The following is a 16,698-nucleotide window of genomic DNA, read 5'->3' as shown; positions in this document are numbered from 1 at the left end:
GGCCGTCTGTGTCAGGCTGCGTCAACCAGCACCAGTTCGGCGTCGTTGACCGCGGTGACCTTCAGGACGTCGACGTCGCGGATCGCGGCGCCGTCACGGGCGTTGAGGCGGACGCCGTTGACCTCCACCTCGCCGGTGGCGGGGACCAGATAGCCGCGGCGATCGGCGCCCAGGGCGTATTCGGCGGTTTCCCCGGCCTTGAGCGTGGCGGCCACGACGCGGGCGTCGGTGCGGATGGGCAGGGCGCCGCCTCCGGCTTCGCTGGTGTCCTGGTCAAAGCCCGAGGCGAGAACGACGAACTGGCCGGCGCGGTCGCCTCTGGGGAAGGGCTTGGAGCCCCAGGCGGGCTTTTCGCCGCGCCGGGTCGGCTCGATCCAGATCTGGAAGATCCGGGTCAGGTCCGGCTCGGCATTGTATTCAGCGTGGCGGATGCCGGTCCCGGCGCTCATGACCTGGACGTCCCCGGCCACCGTGCGGCCCTTGTTGCCCAGGCTGTCCTCATGGGTGATGGCGCCTTCGCGGACATAGGTGATGATTTCCATGTCCGAGTGGGGGTGGGGCGGGAAGCCCGAACCGGCGGCGATCTCGTCGTCGTTCCAGACGCGCAGATTGCCCCAGCTCATCCGCGCCGGGTCATAGTAGTTGGCGAAGGAGAAATGGTGTTTGGCGTTCAGCCAGCCGTGGTTGGCGCCGCCGAGGCTGTTGAAAGGTCTGACTTCGATCATGGCCGGTCTCCGAAGGGTGTGGAGCGCGCCCCCAATGGGCGACCCCTCTGGCTTGAGGTCAAGATAGACATCGCCGCTGGATCAGAAATAGAAACGAATGAAACACATCGTTTCGTTCAACAGGTCGCATCCCGATGTCCAAACTGCCTGATCTGGAAGCCCTCGCCATCTTTGCGAAGGTGGCCGAGACCCAGTCTTTTTCAGGCGCGGCCGAGGCGCTGGGCCTGTCCAAGTCGACGGTGTCCAAGGCGGTCAGCCGGCTGGAGGTCCGGCTGGGTACGACCCTGCTGCACCGGACCTCGCGGCGATTCGCCCTGACCGAGACGGGGCGGGCGCTTGCCGCCCGCGCAGCGCAAATGACCGCCGAGGCCGAGATGGCCGAGTGCGAGGCGATGGACCAGTCGCTGACGCCGCGCGGTCTGGTGCGTCTGGCGGCGCCGATGTCGTTCGGCATGGCCCATGTGGCGCCGGCCCTGCCGGAGTTTCTGGCCCGACATCCGGACGTGTCCATCGACCTGCATCTGTCGGATGAAGTGATCGATCTGGTCGGCGGCGGTTTCGACTGCGCGCTCAGGATCGCGGCCCTGCCGGATTCCTCCCTGACGGCGCGGAGGCTGAGAACCGTGCGCCGCTGTCTGGTCGCGGCGCCGGCCTATCTGGAGCAGCGCGGGCGGCCGCAGCATCCCGACGATCTCGTTCGCCACGCCTGTCTCGGCTACGCCTATCTGGCGACCCCCAACAGCTGGCGATTCACCCATGCCACGACGGGGGAGGAGGCGGTGGTGCGGCTGAACGGCCCGTTGAGGGCCAACAACGCCGACGCCCTGACCCACGCCGTCCGGGCCGGGCTGGGCATCGCCGAACAGCCCGACTTCATTCATTGGCAGGACGTCGCCGAGGGGCGACTGGAGGTGCTGCTGCCCGACTGGTCCCTGCCGAAGATATCCCTTCACCTCGTGGCGCCGGGGGGAGGCGGGCCGCGTCCGGCCCGGGTGGCGGCCCTGATGGACTATCTGGCCGCGCGGTTCACCGCCCCGCTATGGCCGGGGGACCGGGTGGAGTAGAAATCGGCGACAGAATCCGAGTCCATAAATGGGATCCGCATCGTGAAGACCGCAGTGCTCCGCGCCACCAATACGATCCTCGAACTGTTCATCATCTATGTGGTGATTGTCGCCCTGGCCGCCGGCGCCTTCGCCTGGTTCGAGGGCAAGCCCTATCCTGATGCGATCTGGTGGGCGGTCGTAACGGCGACAACAACGGGTTACGGCGACTTCTACCCCGCAACGATCGGCGGACGGATCGTGGCGGCGATGCTGATGCACTTCACGCTCCTGTTCGTCCTCCCGCTGCTGATCGGCAGGATCATGTCCGCTCTGATCGAGAATCAGCATGAATTCAGTGACGCGGAGCAAAAGGCGCTCTTCGCCCGGATTGATGACCTGTGCGCGGCCAGCCGGGGCTGGGTTCTGCAGGATGAGGGCGGGGCCTTCGTCGCGGCCAGCACGCAGAATCCGGTCTGGGTGGAGCGGCCCGAGGACGCCCTGAGATTTCTCGATCTGGCTTCGGCACGGGCCTATGCGGCCGCTATTGGCCAGGGTCGCCCCCAACAGCTCTGAAGCCTGCTCGCGATGGAGGCCTGACCGGGAATCGAACCCGGGTGCAAGGATTTGCAGTCCTCTGCGTCACCACTCCGCCATCAGGCCGTTGGCGATCTTTCGACCGCCCCGCCATCGCGAGGGGCGTTCGCTATCAGATCGGATTGTCCCCCGCAACGCACGGACCTATAAGCACCGCACAATTCGCACATTCGCCCGACTCCAGACTGCAGGAAGCCTCCCGATGGATAACGCCGCCGCGCGCAAGGTCATGGTGGACTCCCAGGTCCGGGTGAACGACGTCACCGACCGGGGACTGCAGGCCGCCCTTCTGGCCGTGCCGCGCGAACGCTTCTGCGCCGCCGACCGCGCCTATGCCGCCTATGCCGAGGTCGAGGTCGAGATCGCCGGGTCGCGACGGCTGATGATGGCCCGCGATGTGGCCAAGATCCTTCAGAATGTGGACGCCCGCCCCGGCGAGACGGCCCTGGCTATCGCGGCGCCGTATGCGGCGGCGGTTCTGGCGGCTCTGGGCGCGGTGGTCACGGCCCAGGAAGCCGAGCCGGGGGTGTTCGAGGTGGCGGGGGACGCCCTGGCCGAGGCCGGCGTGACCACGGTGATCGCGCCCCTGGCCGAGCCGTCGGGTGCGGACTGGGACATTATCGTCAGCGAGGGCGCCGTCTCGGCCCGGCCCGACCTCTGGATCGCGGCGCTGAAGGTGGGCGGCCGTCTGGTCGTGGTGGAGCGCAGTGGCCCGGCGGGTAAGGCGGTCCTGTATGTGCGCGGCCGCGAAGGCGTGTCACGACGCGAACTGTTTGATTCCCATCCGCCGGTGCTGGCCGAGATGACGCCGACGCCGGTCTTTGCGCTCTAGATTGAGGAACGACCCGGTCAAATCGTTCATTCGGCGTCCGGGCGTCCAGAATAGGCGGCGGATCGTGGCTTTCACGCCATGGTTACGTCCGGTTACCGGATTTGCGACGGATGTCGGTGGCGTCTGCGTGAAAAAAACTTAACTGGCGCAGCGTGGTCTGAATGCGCTCTACGCGGTCCAGAGAATATGAAGCGCGCCGCGCTGGCGGCTTCCGGGGATTGAACATGTTGAACCGTTCGTCGGTGCTGGCCTCCGTGGCCCTGATCGCCGTCACCGCCGCCTTCGCCGGTCCCGTTTCGGCCGAGTCGTTGCAGGACGCGATCGCCCTGGCCTATCGCACCAATCCGACGCTGCTGGCCCAGCGCGCCAATCAGCGGGCGCTGGACGAGACCGTGCCCCAGGCGCGGGCCGGCCTTCGCCCCTCCATCAGCCTCACCGCCAATGTCGACTATTCCCGCGCGGACACCGCCGCAGGGGTGGTCGAGACCGATACGGCCGGCATCGGCATCGGTCTGTCGCAGAACCTCTATACCGGCGGTCGCATCGGCCATTCGATCAGCGCCGCCGAGGCCAGCGTACTGGCCGGTCGCGAGCAGCTGCGCGGCGTCGAACAGGCCGTGCTGGCCTCGGTCATCCAGGCCTATGTCGATGTCCGTCGCGACATGGAGATCCTGACCATCCGGCAGGACAATCTGGCCGTCCTGCGCCGCCAGCTGGACGAGTCCAACGCCCGTTTCGAGGTCGGTGAGATCACCCGCACCGACGTGGCCCAGTCGCAGGCGCGTCTGGCCCAGTCCGAGGCCGATCTGGCCCAGGCCCAGGCCCAGCTGTCCGTGTCGCGCGCCGCCTATGCCGCCGTCATCGGCCAGTCCCCGGCCAATCTTGAGGCGCCGGCCGCCCTGCCGGGTCTGCCGACCGATTTCGACGCGGCCCTGGACATCGGTCTGGTCGAGAACCCGGCCGTCCGGGCGGCGCAGTTCTCGCTGCAGGCCGCCGAGGCGCGCGTGGCCGCCGCCCGGTCGGAATATCTGCCGTCGGTTCGCGCCACCGCCTCCTATGGCGGAAACGGTGACCTCTCGGACTTCGACCTTGCCGATCGCACCGCCTTCTCGGCAGGCGCCTCGATCTCGGTGCCGCTGTTCACCGGCGGGCTGAACCGCTCGCGCGTCGCCCAGGCGCTCGAGACCGCCAACGCCGCCCAGATCGATCTGGAAGGCCAGAAGCGCGGCGTCCTCCAGGACGTCTCGACCGCCTATGCCCAGGTCATCTCGTCCCGCTCGACCGTCACGGCGGGCGAACAGGCGGTACGGGCCGCCTCGGTCGCCGCCGAGGGCGTCCGTCAGGAAGCCCAGGTCGGCCTGCGCACCACGCTCGACGTGCTGAACCAGGAGCTGGAACTGCGGGCGGCGCAGGTGAACCTCGTCAGCGCGCGCCGCAACGAATACGTGGCCCAGGCCTCGCTGCTGGCCGCCATCGGGCGTCTGCAGGGACAGAACCTGGTGGCCTCGATCGAGACCTACGACGCTGCCGGCAATGCCGACGCGGTCCGCCTGCGCGGCGCCCTGCCGTGGGACGGGGCGCTTGAGGCCCTGGACCGGATCGCCGCTCCGCCGGTCGTGCCTGCGGCAGACGCCGAGGACGCGCCGATCGACGCCCGGCTGAAGTCCCAGCCGACCGCCACGGCGCCCAACGGCGGCTGACGGGCGCCTGACGCCGGCCGGGCGTTAACCTTTGCTTTTAAAACGCCCGTTGATTCCAGCGGGCGTTGATGCCACGACAGGTCCTTGCGGCGAGGCGGGCGTTCCTATTCCGGCTGTCTCTACCGCGACCCGTTTCGCGCGTCGTCCGGCGCGTCCCTGTATAGACCGCTCGAGGCAGGCATGACCGACCAATCCCAGGAACCGACGATGGAAGAGATCCTGGCGTCGATTCGCCGGATCATTTCCGAGGACGACCAGCCGGCCGAGACCTCCGCGCCCGCCGCGGTCGAGCCGGAACCAGAGCCTGAGGTTCTGGTCGCGCCGGAGCCGGCGCCGTTTCCGGCCCCGGAGCCGATGGCGGCTGACGCCGATGACGACGTTCTGGAACTGACCGATCCGTATGAGGCACCGGCCGTCGAGACCATCGGCGATCTGGACGTCATCGTGCCGGAAGAGCCGGCCGACGCCTATGAGGCTGCGCCGAACTATGACGCCCTGGTCGGCGAAAGCGCCGCCGCCAGCGCTGCCTCGGCATTTGCGGGCCTGCACGCCCTGAAGAAGCCCGCAGCGCCCGCACCGGCCCCGACGGGCGACCTGAACTTCGTCAGCGGCTCGACGGTAGAGGGGATGGTCGCTGAAATGCTGCGTCCCATGCTGAAATCGTGGCTGGACGCCAACCTGCCGGGCATCGTCGAGGACGCGGTGCGCAGGGAAGTCGAGCGCATCGCCCGCGACGTCTAGCCGTTCGTCTCACCTGCGATTAAATGATCAGGGGCGGCTCCGAAGGGGGCCGCCCTTTGCTTTTCGACCGCCCTCAAGCCGCGACGCGCCGCGCGCGGAACACAGGGCACAGGATTCCGCCGATGCTTGAGAAGACTTTCGAACCCCGGGCCGCAGAACCCCGCCTGTATGCGCAGTGGGAGGAGAGCGGCCTGTTCGCGCCGCGCGCTGCGGCCGCCACCGACGGCGCGGCGGACGCCTATTCGATCGTCATTCCGCCGCCGAACGTGACGGGCAGCCTGCATATCGGCCATGCGCTGAACAATACCCTGCAGGACATCCTGGCCCGCTATCACCGGATGAAGGGCAAGGCGGTGCTGTGGCTGCCCGGCACCGACCACGCCGGCATCGCCACCCAGATGGTGGTGGAGCGCCAGCTGGCGGCCGCCGGTAACGTTGGTCGCCGCGACATGGGCCGCGAGGCCTTCATCAAGAAGGTCTGGGACTGGAAGGCCGAGAGCGGCGGGTCCATCGTCCAGCAGCTGCGGCGGCTGGGGGCGTCGTGCGACTGGTCGCGTGAGCGGTTCACCCTGGACGAGGGGCTGAACGCCGCCGTTCGCAAGGTCTTCGTGCAACTGCATCGCGAGGGGCTGATCTACCGCGACAAGCGTCTGGTGAACTGGGATCCGCAGTTCCAGACCGCCATCTCGGATCTCGAGGTCGAGCAGCGCGAGGTCGAGGGGGCCTACTGGCATTTCGCCTATCCGCTCGCCGACGGCGTGACCTACGAACACCCGGTCGCCTTCGACGAGGATGGCAAGGCGACCGAGTGGGAGACGCGCGACTATATCGTCGTGGCGACGACGCGGCCGGAGACGATGCTGGGCGACACCGGCGTGGCGGTGCATCCGGACGATGAGCGGTATGCGGGGCTGGTCGGAAAGTTCGTGACCCTGCCGATTGTCGGTCGACGGATTCCGATCGTGGCCGACGACTACGCCGATCCGACCAAGGGCTCGGGGGCGGTGAAGATCACGCCCGCGCACGACTTCAACGACTTCCAGGTCGGGAAGCGGGCGGGACTCCCGTCGATCAACATCCTGAATCAGTTCGGGGCCATTCTGGACTGGAAAGACACCCCTACCGGCGTTGACGAAACCGACGACCAGTTTGAACCCGAAACGCCCGAGTTCGTCGTCGGCACGATTCCGGCAGATCTGCGCGGCCTCGACCGCTTCGCCGCGCGCAAGGCCATCGTCGCCCGCGCCGAGGCCGAGGGCTGGCTGAAGGAGATCGAGAAGACCAGGCACGTCGTCCCGCACGGCGACCGGTCCGGAGTGGTCATCGAGCCCTGGCTGACGGACCAGTGGTACGTTGACGCCCACACGCTCGCGCAACCGGCGATCAGGGCTGTTGAGACCGGGGCGACGACCTTCGAGCCCGCCTCCTATTCCAAGATCTATTTCGAATGGCTGCGCAACATCGAGCCCTGGTGCATCTCGCGCCAGCTCTGGTGGGGCCACCGCATTCCGGCCTGGTACGGCCCGAACGGCGAGATCTATGTCGCCGAGACGGAAGACGACGCCCGCGAACTGGCCATGGCCGACTATGAGTCCGAGGTGGCCCTGACCCAGGACGAGGACGTGCTCGACACCTGGTTCTCCTCGGCCCTGTGGCCGTTCTCGACCATGGGGTGGCCGGAGAAGACGGAGGATCTGGAGCGGTTCTATCCGACCAGCGATCTGGTCACGGCGGCGGACATCATCTTCTTCTGGGTCGCCCGGATGATGATGATGGGCCTGCACTTCATGGACGAGGTCCCGTTCAAACGGGTCATCATCAATGGCCTCGTCCGCGACGAGAAGGGCCAGAAGATGTCGAAGTCCAAGGGCAACGTCATCGATCCCCTGACGATCATCGACGAACTGGGCGCGGACCCTCTGCGGTTCACCATGGCCATCCTGTCCGGCACCCGCGACATCAAGCTGTCGAAGGAACGCATTGAAGGCTATCGGAACTTCGGCACCAAGCTGTGGAACGCCGCCCGGTTCAGCCAGATGAACGAGGCGCGCCGCGTCGAGGGCTTTGATCCCGCGACAGTCGACCAGACGATCAACCGCTGGATCCGGGGCGAGCTGACCAGGGCCGAGCGTCAGGTGTCCGAGGCCATTGAGGGCGGGCGGTTCGACGACGCGGCCTCGGCCCTGTACCGGTTCGTCTGGAACGTCTTCTGCGACTGGTATCTGGAACTGGCCAAGCCGGTGTTCCAGGGGACGGATGAAGCCGCAAAGGCCGAGACGCGGGCCATGACGGCCTGGACCCTGGATCAGACCCTGAAGCTGCTGCACCCGGTCATGCCCTTCATCACCGAGGAACTGTGGGCCGAACTGGGCCGGGAAGGGCCGGCGCGGGAAAGCCTGCTGATCGGCGCTGAATGGCCGATCCTGCCGGATGCCTTCATCGACGCCGGCGCCGATGCCGAGATCGGCTGGCTGGTCGATCTGGTCGGCGAGGTCCGGGCCCTGCGCGCCGAGATGAATGTTGCGCCCGGCGCCAAGCCGGGTCTGGTGTTCGTCGCCCCGACTGCCGAGACGGCGGCCCTGATCGAGCGGCACCGCCCGCTGATCCTGACCCTCGCCCGGGTCGGGGATGCGATGACAGCGGAGGTTGCGCCGGAGGGGGCAGTCAGCTTCGTCTCCGGTTCGACGACGGCCGCCCTGTCGCTGGCGGGCATCATCGACCTGACCGCCGAACGCGTGCGGCTGGAGAAGGAGATCGCCGCCTTCGACAGCGACATCGGCCATTTCAACAAGAAGCTGGGCAATCCCAACTTCGTCTCCCGCGCCGCCCCCGAGGTGGTTGAGGAACAACGCGCCAAACTGGCTGAGGCCGAGGCCGGCAAGATGAAGCTGCTCGCCGCCCTGGAGCGGCTCGCGGCCATGGGGTGAGGCTCAACCCTGGTTGTCGGTCAGGATGCGGGGCCAATTGGCCTCGCCCTTTCTGATCGCTTCGGTAACGTCCTGCTCCCAGAGCATCCGGGCGCGTTCGTTGTAGTTCAGATAGAGCCGACCCTCGACAATCCGCCAGACCCGGGGATCGCCCGGGGCGATATAGCCCTGGCTGGCCGCCCAGGCGCAGTAGCCCCCGAACCGGGGCGCCCAGACTTCGGGTTCGGCTTCAAATCTGGCGCGATGGTCGGCGGAGGCGAAATGCCAGGTCGCGCCGTTCCAGTCGAGGCTGATCGCCGGATCGCCCATCGTCGGCTTGCCCTCGGTGAAATAGGCGACCGGGTCATGCCCTCCGAGCGCCAGCCCGTCGGCGGCCGTGTGAACGGGAGGATGAGTTTTCGACTGCGCGGGGGCGGGCGAGGCCAGACCGATCAGACCCACGCACAGGACGAGGGTCAGGGCCAGAAACAGACGCGAAAACATGAAGACTGTCTCCAGACAGACGCTATGGGTCACTCGCAAAGCCATACGCTCTGTGAGCCTGCCGGGTTACAGGGCTTTCCGGCACAGGCGCCCAGGACCGGCCAGCCGGTCTGAAGGACGGGCTGTTGGTTCGGCCGGCCAGGCGCAGGGAGAGGATTGATGCGGGTTCGGATTGACCATCTGCTGGCTCAGCGCGGCCTGTTCGACAGCCGGGCGAAGGCGAAGGCGGCGATCGAGGCCGGGCGGGTCACGGCCAACGGCGCGGTGGTCAGAAAGCCTTCGGAGACCGTGGCCGACGACGCCGTGATCACCGCCGAGCCGGCCTTCCGGTTCGTGGGGCGCGGGGCGCTGAAGCTGGATCATGCCCTGACCCTGTGGCCCGTCGCCGTCGCGGGACGGACGGTGCTGGACGTCGGCGCCTCGACCGGGGGCTTTACCGAGGTCTGTCTGGAACGGGGCGCGGCGCGGGTGTTCGCCGTGGACGTGGGGCAGGGGCAGCTGCATCCCCGGATCGCAAGCGACCCGCGCGTCATCGATCTGGAGAAGACGGACGCGCGCGAGCTCACGCCTGACCTGATCACAGAGGCGCCCGATCTGATCGTCTGCGACGCCAGTTTCATCAGCCTGACCAAGGTGCTGCCCGCTGCTCTGGGCCTGGCGGCGCCCGGGGCGGATCTGGTCACCCTGGTCAAGCCGCAGTTCGAGATGGAGAGCCGGTCGGAGGTCGGACGCGGCGGGGTGGTGCGTGATGCCGCGGCGCGTCAGGCGGCGCTGGATCGGGTGGTCGCGTGGCTGGAGGCCGAGGGCTGGTCGGTCAGGGAAACGGCCGAGAGCCCTGTCACCGGCGGCGACGGCAATGTTGAATATCTGGTCTGGGCCAGACGCACCTAGCGAGGCCGCGTCGGGTCGGGAGGTCCCGGAGGGCCGACGACCGCGGCCCACTTGAAAGTGAAAACCGCCGGCGGATTTCTCCGCCGGCGGCTCCCGTCACGTCGTCGATGTCGCAGGGGGGCTGAAAATCAATCGACCACGCGATAGCGGCCCGAGGAGTCGGGGCAGGTCCGCACATAGCGCGTCTCTGAACGACCATCGGGAAGGCGGATCCGGCTCTCGGCCAGACGGCAGCCGTCGCGGCCGCGATCGTCACGGTCATAGGCATAGCCGCCGCCGGAGCTGTAGCGATCATCGTGGCGCGGCTCGGACGCATAGGGGCCGTAGCCGTCCTGATCGTAATAGACCGAGCCGTTGCCATAGCCCGAACTGTAGCTGGACGAGTAGCCGGACGAATAGGACGGGGCGTAGCTGTGGGGCTGGCTGTAACCTTGCGAGTAGCCGTAGCCGCTCGAATAGGCGGGCGTGTTCGGAGAATAGGCGTAGTCGTCATTGTAGCCACGGCACTGGTCGGCCGAGCCGCGACCGGCGGCGCCGCCGACGACCGCGCCGAGGACGCCGCCCAGGATCGAACCTTCTGTGCGGCGACCGCGCGCGGCCAGTTGTGAGCCGATGACCGCCCCAGCGCCGGCCCCGATCACAGCGCCTGCGCCCGTGCGGCCCTGGCGGTTGCGGTCGCAATAGTCGGGCGTGTTGTAGGTCTGGCCGCCGTAGCCCGGGACGTAGCCGCCCCCCTGATACGAATAGGTCTGAGCCGAGGCGGCGGCCGGAATCGCGGTGATGGCGGCCGCCGCTGCGGCGGCGATCAGTGCGGGACGGGCAAGGCGGTAGAACATCGTTGTGGACCCTGTGGTGGATGCGAAGACCAACGGTTCAGACTTCGCTCCGTTGCAGACAGGGTTAAGGCGTCCAAGATGAACGCGTCTTGAACAGGTTTCGTCCCAGGCGGTTTCATCCGTCGCCGCCGGCTCAGGGATCAGGCATAAGCCGCCGGATGAGCGAAACACTCCGGATCGACCGCATCGGCGGCCAGGGCGACGGCGTCGGGCAGGGAGGGGCCGGGCTTGTGTTCGTTCCCCTGACCCTGCCAGGCGAGATGGTGCGGGGCGAGGTGGTCGATGGGCGTATGGAGCGGCCGGAGATCGTGGTCGCCAGCCCGGACCGGATCGCGCCGGTCTCACCTCAGTATGGCGATTGCGGGGGCTGTTCGCTGCAGCACTGGGCCAGCGGCCCCTATCTGGACTGGAAGCGCGAACAGGTCCGGCTGGCGCTGGGGCGCGAGGGGATCGAGACCGGGATCGAACCGACCGTGGCGACGCCGCCCGGCACACGGCGGCGGCTGGCCCTGCATGCGCGGCGGGGCGAGGACGGGCGGGTGGTGCTGGGCTTCAAGGCGCGCAAGTCGTGGCGGCTGGTGGAGGTGTCGGCCTGTCCGGTGGCCGACCCCCGGCTGGTGGCGGCCTTTCCGGCCCTGGCCCGTGTGGCCGAGGCGTTCCTGGAGCATCCGAAATCGGCCCCGACCCTGCATGTCACCCTGACCCTGACCGGGCTGGACGTGGATGTGACGGGCGTTGAACGGAAGTCGGGCGGCCTGTCCGGCGACCAGAGGATGCAGGCCATCCGGGCGGCGCGTCAGGCCGATCTGGCGCGGCTGAGTCTGGCCGGCGAGGTGCTGATGATGGAGCGTCAGCCGAGGGTGCAGTTCGGCCCCGCGACCGTGGCGATCCCGGCGGGCGGATTCCTGCAGGCGGTGCCGGGCGCCGAACAGGCCATGGTCGATCGCGCCCTGGCGGCGGTGAAGGGGGCGAAGAAGATCGCCGACCTGTTCTGCGGCGCCGGAACCTTTACCTTCCCGCTCGCCACCCTGGCGCCCGTGCTCGCGGCCGACGGGGCGGCGGCGAGCATCGCGGCGCTGAAGGCCGGCGTCGGTTCGGCCAAAGGCATGAAGCCGATCACGGCCGAGGCGCGCGACCTGTTCCGCCGCCCCCTGACGCCCTTCGACCTGAAGGGCTGCGACGCGATCGTCTTCGATCCTCCCCGCGCCGGGGCGATCGAGCAGGTCGCCCAGATCACCGGCACGAAGGCGACGACGGTGGTCGGGATATCCTGCAATCCCCAGACGTTTGCTCGCGATGCGAAGGTTCTGATCGACGCCGGCTTCCGGCTGGAGACGGTCACGCCGGTCGACCAGTTCCTGTGGTCGGCCCACATCGAGCTGGTGGGCGTGTTCCGGCGTTGAGACAGCTTTCGGAATTCGTTCTTAGGGCCTTTATTTCGCCGTCAAAGCGAGTATACGAGCGGGTTCCGCAACACACTCCTAGATGAGTCTGCGCGAAAGCGCCGAGGCCCGGTCTGTCGCCCTCTGACCGATGCGAAGGTGCGCTCCTTCCCAAGGGAGCTGACAATTCAGGCGTCCGGGCCCCGAAAGGGACCGCAGGGCGGGCGCCGAAATCGATTTGCACGGTGCGCCTTCCGGCGTGTCGTGCCGCTGCATTTGACGCGCCGCCTCGTCCCCCCGGCGCCATTGGGAAAACAGAATGACTGACGTCACGAACGGTCTCGCCATCAACGGTCAGATCGCGTCCGCCACGACCTTCACCGGCAAGAAGCGCATCCGCAAGTCCTTCGGGCGTATCCCGGAAGCCGTCGCGATGCCGAACCTGATCGAGGTTCAGCGCGCCTCCTACGAGCAGTTCCTGCAGCGCGAGGTCCGTCCGGGCCAGCGCAAGGAGCAGGGCATCGAGGCGGTGTTCAAGTCGGTCTTCCCGATCAAGGACTTCAACGAACGCGCCGTGCTGGAGTACGTGTCCTACGAATTCGAGGACCCCAAGTACGACGTCGAGGAGTGCATCCAGCGCGACATGACCTATGCCGCGCCGCTGAAGGTCAAGCTGCGCCTGATCGTGTTCGAGGCGGACGAGGAAACCGGCGCCCGCTCGGTCAAGGACATCAAGGAGCAGGACGTCTATATGGGGGACATCCCCCTGATGACGGACAAGGGCACCTTTATCGTCAACGGCACCGAGCGGGTGATCGTCTCGCAGATGCACCGTTCGCCGGGCGTCTTCTTCGACCACGACAAGGGCAAGACCCACTCTTCGGGCAAGCTGCTGTTCGCCGCCCGGGTGATCCCCTACCGCGGGTCGTGGCTGGACTTCGAGTTCGACGCCAAGGACGTGGTCTATGTGCGGATCGACCGTCGCCGCAAACTGCCGGCGACCACCTTCCTCTATGCCCTGGGCATGGACGGCGAGGAAATCCTGCGCACCTTCTATGAGACCGTGCCCTATGAAAAGCGCGGCGAAGGCTGGGTCACCCCCTACAAGCCGGAACGCTGGCGCGGGGTGAAGCCCGAGTTCGACCTGATCGACGCCGACACGGGCGAAGTGGTCGCCGCCGCCGGGACCAAGATCAGCGCCCGTCAGGCCAAGAAGCTGGGCGACACGACCAAGTCTCTGTCCCTGGCCGCCGATGCGCTGGTGACCCGCTATATGGCCGCCGACGCCGTCAACTATGAGACCGGCGAGATCTATGCCGAGGCCGGCGACGAGCTGGACGCCCCGACGATCGAACTGCTGGAAGCCAAGGGCTTCACCACCATCGACGTGCTGGACATCGACCACGTCACGGTCGGCGCCTACATGCGCAACACCCTGCGCATCGACAAGTCGACGGGCCGCGAGGACGCCCTGTTCGACGTCTATCGCGTGATGCGTCCGGGCGAGCCGCCGACCCCGGAAGCCGCCGAGGCCATGTTCAACAGCCTGTTCTTTGACGCCGAACGCTACGACCTGTCGGCCGTGGGACGCGTGAAGATGAACATGCGTCTGGAAAGCCCGGAGGTCTCCGACGAGATCCGCGTCCTGCGCAAGGAAGACGTGCTGAAGGTGCTGCGCATCCTGGTCGGCTTGAAGGACGGTCAGGGCGAGATCGACGATATCGACAACCTGGGCAACCGCCGGGTGCGTTCGGTCGGCGAACTGCTGGAAAACCAGTACCGTGTCGGCCTGCTGCGCATGGAGCGCGCCATCAAGGAGCGTATGTCGTCGGTCGATATCGACACGGTGATGCCGCACGACCTGATCAACGCCAAGCCGGCGGCGGCCTCGGTGCGGGAGTTCTTCGGCTCCTCGCAGCTGTCGCAGTTCATGGACCAGACGAACCCGCTGTCGGAAATCACCCACAAGCGTCGCCTGTCGGCGCTTGGCCCGGGCGGCCTGACGCGCGAGCGCGCCGGCTTTGAAGTCCGGGACGTGCACCCGACCCACTATGGCCGCATCTGCCCGATCGAAACGCCGGAAGGCCCGAACATCGGCCTGATCAACTCGCTGGCCACCCACGCCCGGGTCAACAAATACGGCTTCATCGAGAGCCCGTACCGGCGCGTGAAGGACGGCAAGGCCCTGGACGAGGTGGTCTACATCTCGGCCATGGAAGAGTCGAAATACACGATCGCCCAGGCCAACATCGAGCTGAAGGACGGCGAGATCGTCGACGAACTGGTCCCGGGCCGGATCAACGGCGAATCGCAACTGCTGATCCGCGCCGATGTGGACATGATGGACGTGTCGCCGAAACAGGTCGTTTCGGTCGCCGCCGCCCTGATCCCGTTCCTCGAAAACGATGACGCCAACCGCGCCCTGATGGGCGCCAACATGCAACGTCAGGCCGTGCCCCTGGTGCAATCGGACGCGCCGCTGGTCGGCACGGGCATGGAGGCGGTGGTGGCCCGTGATTCGGGCGCCGTGGTTGTCGCCCGTCGTGACGGCGTCGTCGAACAGATCGACGGCACCCGCATCGTGGTGCGCGCCACCAATGAACTGGATGCCGGTCGTTCGGGCGTCGACATCTATCGCCTGTCGAAGTTCCAGCGTTCCAACCAGTCGACCTGCATCAACCAGCGCCCGATCGTGCGCGTGGGCGATGAGGTCAAGATCGGCGACGTGATCGCCGACGGACCGTCGACGGACCTGGGCGAACTGGCCCTCGGCCGCAACGCCCTCGTCGCCTTCATGCCGTGGAACGGCTACAACTTCGAGGACTCGATCCTGATCTCGGAGCGCATCGTGCGCGACGACGTCTTCACCTCGATCCACATCGACGAGTTCGAGGTGATGGCCCGCGACACCAAGCTGGGGCCGGAAGAAATCACCCGCGACATCCCCAACGTCGGCGAGGAAGCCCTGCGCAACCTCGACGAGGCGGGCATCGTCGCCATCGGCGCCGAGGTCCAGCCGGGCGACATCCTGTGCGGCAAGGTCACGCCCAAGGGCGAAAGCCCGATGACCCCGGAAGAGAAGCTGCTGCGCGCCATCTTCGGCGAGAAGGCTTCCGACGTCCGCGACACCTCCCTGCGTCTGCCGCCCGGCGTCGCCGGCACGGTCGTTGACGTGCGCGTGTTCAACCGCCACGGCGTCGACAAGGACGAGCGCGCCATGTCGATCGAACGTCACGAGATCGAACGCCTCGGCAAGGACCGCGACGACGAACTCGCGATCCTGGAACGCAACGTCTACGGCCGCCTGAAGCCGCTGGTTCTGGGCAAGACCGCCGTCTCGGGTCCGAAGGGCCTGGGTCGCGGTGAAGTGACCGAAGAGAAGCTGGGCGAGCTGTCGCGCGGCCTGTGGTGGCAGATCGCCCTCGACGACGAAAAGGCGATGGGCGAGCTCGAGGCCATGAAGAAGCAGTTCGAGGACGCCCGCAAGGCGCTCGACCGCCGCTTCGAGGACAAGGTCGAGAAGCTGCAACGCGGCGACGAGCTGCCCCCGGGCGTGATGAAGATGGTCAAGGTCTTCGTGGCCGTGAAGCGCAAGCTTCAGCCCGGGGACAAGATGGCCGGCCGTCACGGCAACAAGGGCGTCATCTCCAAGATCCTGCCGATCGAGGACATGCCCCACCTGGAGGACGGCACCCCGGTCGACGTGGTGCTGAACCCGCTGGGCGTGCCGTCGCGCATGAACATCGGCCAGATCTTCGAAACCCACCTGGGCTGGGCGGCTGCGGGCCTCGGCAAGCAGATCGCCTCGCTGCTGGAAGCCTGGCAGCACGGCGGCCAGAAGCAGGCCCTGATCGATCGTCTGACGCATATCTACGGCGAGGACACGCCCCTGCCGCAGGATGAGGACGACCTGATCGAACTGGCGAAGAACCTGTCCAAGGGCGTGCCCTTCGCGACTCCGGTCTTCGACGGCGCGCACATCGGCGACATCGAGCGTCTGCTGGAGGAGGCGGGTCTGAACAAGTCGGCCCAGTCGATCGTCTATGACGGTCAGACCGGCGAGCAGTTCAAGCGTCCGGTCACGGTCGGCTACATCTATATGCTGAAGCTGCACCACCTGGTCGACGACAAGATCCACGCCCGCTCCATCGGCCCGTACTCGCTCGTCACCCAGCAACCGCTGGGCGGCAAGGCGCAGTTCGGCGGCCAGCGCTTCGGGGAGATGGAGGTCTGGGCTCTGGAAGCCTACGGCGCCGCCTACACCCTGCAGGAAATGCTGACGGTGAAGTCCGACGACGTGGCCGGCCGGACCAAGGTCTACGAGGCCATCGTCCGCGGCGACGACAGCTTCGAGGCGGGCATTCCCGAGAGCTTCAACGTGCTCATCAAGGAAATGCGTTCGCTGGGTCTGAACGTGGAGCTGGAGAACAGCTGATTGGCGGAGTGATTAGTGGTTAGTGGTTAGTGGTTGCAGCTTTGCTGATAGATCACAGACCCAACCACTAATCACTGGTCACTAATCACTGTTCATCCGACACTAT

At 67.1% G+C, this 16,698-nt stretch carries 12 protein-coding genes and 1 tRNA gene; 9 read left to right on the top strand and 4 right to left on the bottom strand.

The features are described 5' to 3' along the window. Nucleotides 1-11 precede the first annotated feature (11 nt). On the bottom strand, nucleotides 12-725 hold the full coding sequence (locus ACW17W_RS12555; RefSeq protein WP_492077239.1) for a pirin family protein: 714 nt from the start codon (nucleotides 723-725) through the stop codon (nucleotides 12-14). A 134-nt stretch (nucleotides 726-859) separates the two neighbouring features. Between ACW17W_RS12555 and ACW17W_RS12550 the strand changes: the two genes are divergently transcribed. After that, a complete protein-coding gene (locus tag ACW17W_RS12550; RefSeq protein WP_492077238.1) occupies nucleotides 860-1,789 on the top strand; it encodes a LysR family transcriptional regulator in 930 nt (309 codons plus the stop codon). A 42-nt stretch (nucleotides 1,790-1,831) separates the two neighbouring features. Beyond that, nucleotides 1,832-2,344, top strand: coding sequence for a potassium channel family protein (locus ACW17W_RS12545; RefSeq protein ID WP_492077237.1), 513 nt, complete (start codon nucleotides 1,832-1,834; stop codon nucleotides 2,342-2,344). 13 nt (nucleotides 2,345-2,357) lie between these two features. Here the strand turns inward: ACW17W_RS12545 and ACW17W_RS12540 are convergent. After that, nucleotides 2,358-2,431 (bottom strand) — tRNA-Cys (locus ACW17W_RS12540). Between the two features lie 136 nt (nucleotides 2,432-2,567). Between ACW17W_RS12540 and ACW17W_RS12535 the strand changes: the two genes are divergently transcribed. From ACW17W_RS12535 to ACW17W_RS12520, 4 genes are all read left to right on the top strand, one after another. Beyond that, nucleotides 2,568-3,197 carry a protein-L-isoaspartate O-methyltransferase family protein gene (locus ACW17W_RS12535; protein WP_492077236.1) on the top strand — a complete coding sequence of 210 codons (630 nt, stop codon included), beginning with the start codon at nucleotides 2,568-2,570 and terminating at the stop codon, nucleotides 3,195-3,197. Nucleotides 3,198-3,421: 224 nt separating this feature from the next. Continuing rightward, a complete protein-coding gene (locus ACW17W_RS12530) occupies nucleotides 3,422-4,897 on the top strand; it encodes a TolC family outer membrane protein (protein ID WP_492077235.1) in 1,476 nt (491 codons plus the stop codon). Between the two features lie 180 nt (nucleotides 4,898-5,077). After that, entirely contained in the window at nucleotides 5,078-5,638 is a 561-nt protein-coding gene (locus ACW17W_RS12525) for a DUF2497 domain-containing protein (protein WP_492077234.1), read from the top strand. Between the two features lie 122 nt (nucleotides 5,639-5,760). Continuing rightward, on the top strand, nucleotides 5,761-8,565 hold the full coding sequence (locus ACW17W_RS12520; RefSeq protein ID WP_492077233.1) for a valine--tRNA ligase: 2,805 nt from the start codon (nucleotides 5,761-5,763) through the stop codon (nucleotides 8,563-8,565). A gap of 3 nt (nucleotides 8,566-8,568) precedes the next feature. On the opposite strand, the gene ACW17W_RS12515 is transcribed toward ACW17W_RS12520, so the two are convergent. Beyond that, nucleotides 8,569-9,048, bottom strand: coding sequence for a YHS domain-containing (seleno)protein (locus ACW17W_RS12515; protein ID WP_492077232.1), 480 nt, complete (start codon nucleotides 9,046-9,048; stop codon nucleotides 8,569-8,571). Nucleotides 9,049-9,204: 156 nt separating this feature from the next. Here ACW17W_RS12515 and ACW17W_RS12510 point away from each other — a divergent pair, with 156 nt between their 5' ends. Further along, on the top strand, nucleotides 9,205-9,939 hold the full coding sequence (locus ACW17W_RS12510) for a TlyA family RNA methyltransferase (RefSeq protein WP_492077231.1): 735 nt from the start codon (nucleotides 9,205-9,207) through the stop codon (nucleotides 9,937-9,939). Nucleotides 9,940-10,067: 128 nt separating this feature from the next. Here the strand turns inward: ACW17W_RS12510 and ACW17W_RS12505 are convergent, their stop codons facing one another. Continuing rightward, nucleotides 10,068-10,775, bottom strand: coding sequence for a glycine zipper 2TM domain-containing protein (locus ACW17W_RS12505; RefSeq protein WP_492077230.1), 708 nt, complete (start codon nucleotides 10,773-10,775; stop codon nucleotides 10,068-10,070). Nucleotides 10,776-10,933: 158 nt separating this feature from the next. Here ACW17W_RS12505 and ACW17W_RS12500 point away from each other — a divergent pair, with 158 nt between their 5' ends. Both ACW17W_RS12500 and rpoB read left to right on the top strand, forming a co-directional pair. Next, a complete protein-coding gene (locus ACW17W_RS12500) occupies nucleotides 10,934-12,178 on the top strand; it encodes a class I SAM-dependent RNA methyltransferase (RefSeq protein WP_492077229.1) in 1,245 nt (414 codons plus the stop codon). A 298-nt stretch (nucleotides 12,179-12,476) separates the two neighbouring features. After that, nucleotides 12,477-16,592: a DNA-directed RNA polymerase subunit beta gene (gene rpoB, locus ACW17W_RS12495; protein WP_492077228.1), complete on the top strand. Its 4,116-nt coding sequence runs from the start codon at nucleotides 12,477-12,479 to the stop codon at nucleotides 16,590-16,592. Nucleotides 16,593-16,698: the final 106 nt, after the last annotated feature.

The organism is Brevundimonas sp. FV1ye29L, from assembly GCF_058681095.1.
This window is presented reverse-complemented; position numbering and strand designations above follow the sequence as displayed.

What these genes read in the sequence shown, in the direction of transcription:
- ACW17W_RS12555 (WP_492077239.1), bottom strand. Translation starts at nt 725, where the DNA reads ATGATCGAAGTCAGACCTTTCAACAGCCTCGGCGGCGCCAACCACGGC.
- ACW17W_RS12550 (WP_492077238.1), top strand. Translation starts at nt 860, where the DNA reads ATGTCCAAACTGCCTGATCTGGAAGCCCTCGCCATCTTTGCGAAGGTG.
- ACW17W_RS12535 (WP_492077236.1), top strand. Translation starts at nt 2,568, where the DNA reads ATGGATAACGCCGCCGCGCGCAAGGTCATGGTGGACTCCCAGGTCCGG.
- ACW17W_RS12530 (WP_492077235.1), top strand. Translation starts at nt 3,422, where the DNA reads ATGTTGAACCGTTCGTCGGTGCTGGCCTCCGTGGCCCTGATCGCCGTC.
- ACW17W_RS12525 (WP_492077234.1), top strand. Translation starts at nt 5,078, where the DNA reads ATGACCGACCAATCCCAGGAACCGACGATGGAAGAGATCCTGGCGTCG.
- ACW17W_RS12520 (WP_492077233.1), top strand. Translation starts at nt 5,761, where the DNA reads ATGCTTGAGAAGACTTTCGAACCCCGGGCCGCAGAACCCCGCCTGTAT.
- ACW17W_RS12515 (WP_492077232.1), bottom strand. Translation starts at nt 9,048, where the DNA reads ATGTTTTCGCGTCTGTTTCTGGCCCTGACCCTCGTCCTGTGCGTGGGT.
- ACW17W_RS12505 (WP_492077230.1), bottom strand. Translation starts at nt 10,775, where the DNA reads ATGTTCTACCGCCTTGCCCGTCCCGCACTGATCGCCGCCGCAGCGGCG.
- ACW17W_RS12500 (WP_492077229.1), top strand. Translation starts at nt 10,934, where the DNA reads ATGAGCGAAACACTCCGGATCGACCGCATCGGCGGCCAGGGCGACGGC.
- rpoB (WP_492077228.1), top strand. Translation starts at nt 12,477, where the DNA reads ATGACTGACGTCACGAACGGTCTCGCCATCAACGGTCAGATCGCGTCC.